The sequence below is a fragment of the Gracilimonas sp. genome (assembly GCF_035704785.1).
Classification (GTDB): Bacteria; Bacteroidota; Rhodothermia; order Balneolales; family Balneolaceae; genus Gracilimonas.
The window spans coordinates 1-4,006 of the sequence record NZ_DASSWP010000085.1 but is presented as its reverse complement, the minus strand read 5'-3'; the positions used below and the strand labels follow the sequence as shown (position 1 = coordinate 4,006).

4 protein-coding genes are annotated in these 4,006 nt (G+C 43.0%); all 4 read left to right on the top strand.

Going from position 1 to position 4,006, the window contains the following annotated elements; translation table 11 throughout:
* Positions 1-846 (top strand): lipocalin-like domain-containing protein (locus tag VFM80_RS04870; RefSeq protein WP_395070130.1); only part of this gene is annotated, 846 nt, incomplete at its 5' end.
* 149 nt (positions 847-995) lie between these two features.
* Positions 996-1,334: a phosphoribosyl-ATP diphosphatase gene (hisE, locus tag VFM80_RS04865; protein ID WP_395070128.1), complete on the top strand. Its 339-nt coding sequence runs from the start codon at positions 996-998 to the stop codon at positions 1,332-1,334.
* A 155-nt stretch (positions 1,335-1,489) separates the two neighbouring features.
* On the top strand, positions 1,490-3,295 hold the full coding sequence (gene lepA, locus VFM80_RS04860) for a translation elongation factor 4 (RefSeq protein WP_395070126.1): 1,806 nt from the start codon (positions 1,490-1,492) through the stop codon (positions 3,293-3,295).
* A gap of 7 nt (positions 3,296-3,302) precedes the next feature.
* Entirely contained in the window at positions 3,303-3,887 is a 585-nt protein-coding gene (locus VFM80_RS04855) for a hypothetical protein (RefSeq protein ID WP_395070124.1), read from the top strand.
* Positions 3,888-4,006: the final 119 nt, after the last annotated feature.

The window sequence follows — 4,006 nt, the reverse complement described above, 5'->3', positions numbered from 1 at the left end:
GAAGACTGGAATACCGACCAGTTGTATTTAGGTCATTTTGCCATTTCGGATGTAGAGAATTCGGATCATGTTTTTGAGGAGCGATACAGTCGCGGTGCGGCAGGCCTGGCAGGTGCTCAAACAGAGCCTTATCGAATCTGGCTGGAGGATTGGGAGATCAAACGTATCAACCCGGAGAACTCTGATGACAAGAGCTTCCCGGTTCGGGTGAGCGCGATGATGGAAGATGGGTCGGCAATAGGACTCAACATCACCCCGGCAAAACCATTGGTGCTTCAGGGAGAAGATGGATATGATAAAAAGGGAGAGGCAGCAGGAAATGCCTCTTATTATCTGGCATTTACCCGAATGGATACGGAAGGAGTGATCACCAAAGACGGTCAAGAATATCAGGTCAGTGGTTCAAGCTGGATGGATCATGAGTGGAGTACGTCTGCACTGGATGAAGGTCAGGAGGGCTGGGACTGGTTTTCCATCCAACTCTCTAACGGTTACGACCTTATGTATTATCAGCTTCGGGATGAAGACGGCTCGGTCAGTGAATTTACCACAGGTTCTTTGATCGACCCGGATGGGAATAAAACGACCATCACTCCGGGAGATGTAGAATTGGAAGTTCTGGATTCGTGGGAAAGTCCGCATAGTGGTTCAATCTATCCATCGAAATGGGTAATGCGACTACCAAAGTTTGATCTCGAATTAAATTTAGAAACACTTTTTCCTGATCAGGAGATGGATGTTTCAGTTCGTTATTATGAAGGCACAATGGGAATTTCGGGTAAAATGAATGGGCAGCAAATAGATGGAAATGGTTTTATTGAGATGACAGGCTACGAGGAAGATTAGGTGCAAGGATCAAGGTTCAAGCAGCAAGTACTCTTATTCTTTCACCTTTCAAGAACACTCCCAATGTTAATTTTCAGAAAATACGTTGTTTGGGTGGCAGAAATTGGAGAACTTCACACCCGCAAAAAGCAAACAGGATTTAATTGAGCATGGCTGATATCAAAAAGATTACACAAAAAGATTACGAATTTCTGATCGAACTGGAAGAACTGATCTATGACCGAAAAGAAGAGATGCCGGACGGTTCCTATACCACTTCTATGTTCAAAAAAGGAATCGATAAAATTGCTCAGAAAGTTGGGGAAGAAGCCGTGGAAACGGTGATCGCTGCGAAAAATTCAAAAAACAAAGAGACCATTAATGAAGCGGCTGACCTGATCTTCCACCTGATGTTGCTGCTTGCTGAAAAAGAAATCCCGTTACATAAAGTCATCAAGAAACTACGTAAGAGACACAGTAAAGGTACCCATAAGCACATTGGAGAATAAGAAATTGGTTATTCGTTGATAGTTATATGTGGGATGCCATAAAGTGGTATTCTGAATAACTATTTCACAAATAACCATTAACCGCATTTTAACAGCTCCCGCCTTCTTTGTATCTTTGTGGCTTAAAGTGAGACGCATCATATCCTGTTCAATTTATGAATAACATTCGAAATTTTTGCATTATTGCCCATATTGACCATGGGAAATCAACTCTGGCAGATCGTCTGCTTCAGCTTACCGGCTCCATCAGCGAGCGGGATATGAAGGAGCAGATGCTGGATGATATGGATCTGGAGCGTGAGCGTGGCATCACCATTAAAAGTCATGCCATTCGAATGGACTATAAACGCCCCAATGGGGAAACATACATTTTTAATTTGATCGACACTCCAGGCCACGTTGATTTTGCCTATGAAGTATCCCGTGCCCTCAAAGCTTGTGAAGGTGCCCTTTTAATTGTAGATGCAGCACAAGGTATTGAAGCTCAAACTATTTCGAATCTGTACCAGGCTATTGAGCAAAATTTGGAGATCATCCCTGTACTCAATAAAATCGATCTCCCCGGAGCAGATCCTGAAGGTATAGGCCAGCAGATCGTGGACCTGATCGGATGTGACTACGAAGATATCCTGCATGTATCCGGTAAAACAGGGGAAGGGGTGGATAAACTTCTTGAAGAAATTGTAGAGAAAGTTCCCGGCCCGAAACGGGAAGAAGAAAAGCCATTGCGCGCACTTATCTTTGATTCAGTCTTCAATACCTACCGCGGTTCCATCGCCTATGTTCGTGTAATGGAAGGGGTTCTTAGGAAAGGTGATCTTTTTAAATTTATGTCTAACCATGAAGAGTACAATGCGGAAGAGATCGGCTACCTGAAAATGAAACAGGAGCCGACCAAAGAATTACATGCCGGGGAAGTGGGGTATGTGATCGGAAGTGTGAAATCGCTTCAGGACGTTCGAGTCGGTGACACCATTACCAAAGTAGATAATCCTGCCAAAGAACCTATTCCGGGTTATAAGGAAGTGAAGCCGATGGTATTCAGTGGGATCTTCCCAACTGATTCTGATGATTTTGAAGACCTTCGGGCTGCGCTCGAAAAACTTCAGTTGAATGACGCTTCCCTGACCTACGAACCGGAAACTTCCAAGGCACTTGGTTTTGGATTCCGTGCAGGATTCTTAGGGCTCCTCCATATGGAAATTGTGCAGGAACGCCTGGATCGCGAATTTGATATCGACATTATCACTACGGTGCCTAACGTTCAGTATGAAGTGGAACTGGTGGAAAAAAATAAGAGGATCGAGGTAGACAATCCAAGCCAGATGCCCGGTACCGGAGAGATCGAGGCTATTTACGAGCCCTATATCAAAGCGAGTATCATTACTCCGGCCGATTATATTGGTCCGGTTATGAAATTATGCCAGGAACGGCGCGGTATTTACGTGAATCAGATATTCATGCAAAATAATCGTGTCGAAATTACGTATGAACTACCGATGGCCGAGGTGGTTTTTGATTTTTATGACCGGCTCAAGTCCGGAACGCGCGGATATGCTTCTTTGGATTATGAATTTATTGAATACCGAAAAGGCGATCTAGTGCGTTTAGACATTTTGCTGAATGGTGAACAGGTGGATGCACTTTCAAGTATCACCCATCGCGACAAGGCGTATTACCTTGGAAGGAAAGTTTGTGGAAAATTAAAGGAACTTATTCCTCAGCAGCAGTTTGAAGTAGCAGTACAGGCATCTATCGGAAACCGGATCATTGCACGCGATACCGTGCGGGCTATGCGTAAAGATGTAACGGCCAAATGTTATGGCGGTGATATCTCCCGAAAACGAAAATTGCTTGAAAAACAAAAAGAAGGTAAAAAACGAATGAAACAGGTAGGAACGGTTGAAATACCTCAGGAAGCATTCCTTGCCGTACTATCTATGGACGAAGACGACAGATAAAAAAACTATGCAGAAATTAACAAAACGAATTCTATTCTTTTTTATCATGATGGTAATGATCTCCACAGCCGCACAGGCACAGTTTGAGGAACCCGTGATAAAAAAAGTAAGTAATGAAGACCGAGCTAAATTTCAGTCCCAGTTTGCTGATATAAAATGGACCGGGCAGGGATTCAACTATAATGAATTGGATCGTATGCCTGCTATTGAAATTCGTGCGGTATTGCAAAGTGCTTACGGCGATCCTACCCAGACCGTGGAAGACATCATAGAAAAAGACGGATATTTAAGGGATGGAAAGTCTATACAATTTGAATATTGGTTTATAATTGATGGATATATCCCCATGATGGTATTAGATCTGGAGGGTCCGTTTGATGATGGGTTAGTTTATGTGGGAGCCAGCCGGTATGTTGACCTAATGCCACAGGTAAAACGCACACTTACAAAAGAATTGAGAACAGCCTCTCCCAATGAATATGTAGATTATTTCTATTCTCCGGAAAGGGACCAATGGTATAAGGTTTCATATGAAGCCGGTGAGTACAAAAAAGAAGAAATAAAGCAACCTTCTCATATAAAATTTAAATAGAAGCACATATTGAAAGAAAATAAAAATCCCGAAGAAAAGGGAATTAGCTCATATTGGCAAAGAAAGAAGGACAAGACAGAAGAAGAAAATAAAAAGGCAAAGTCCTGGCTTCGTGAGTG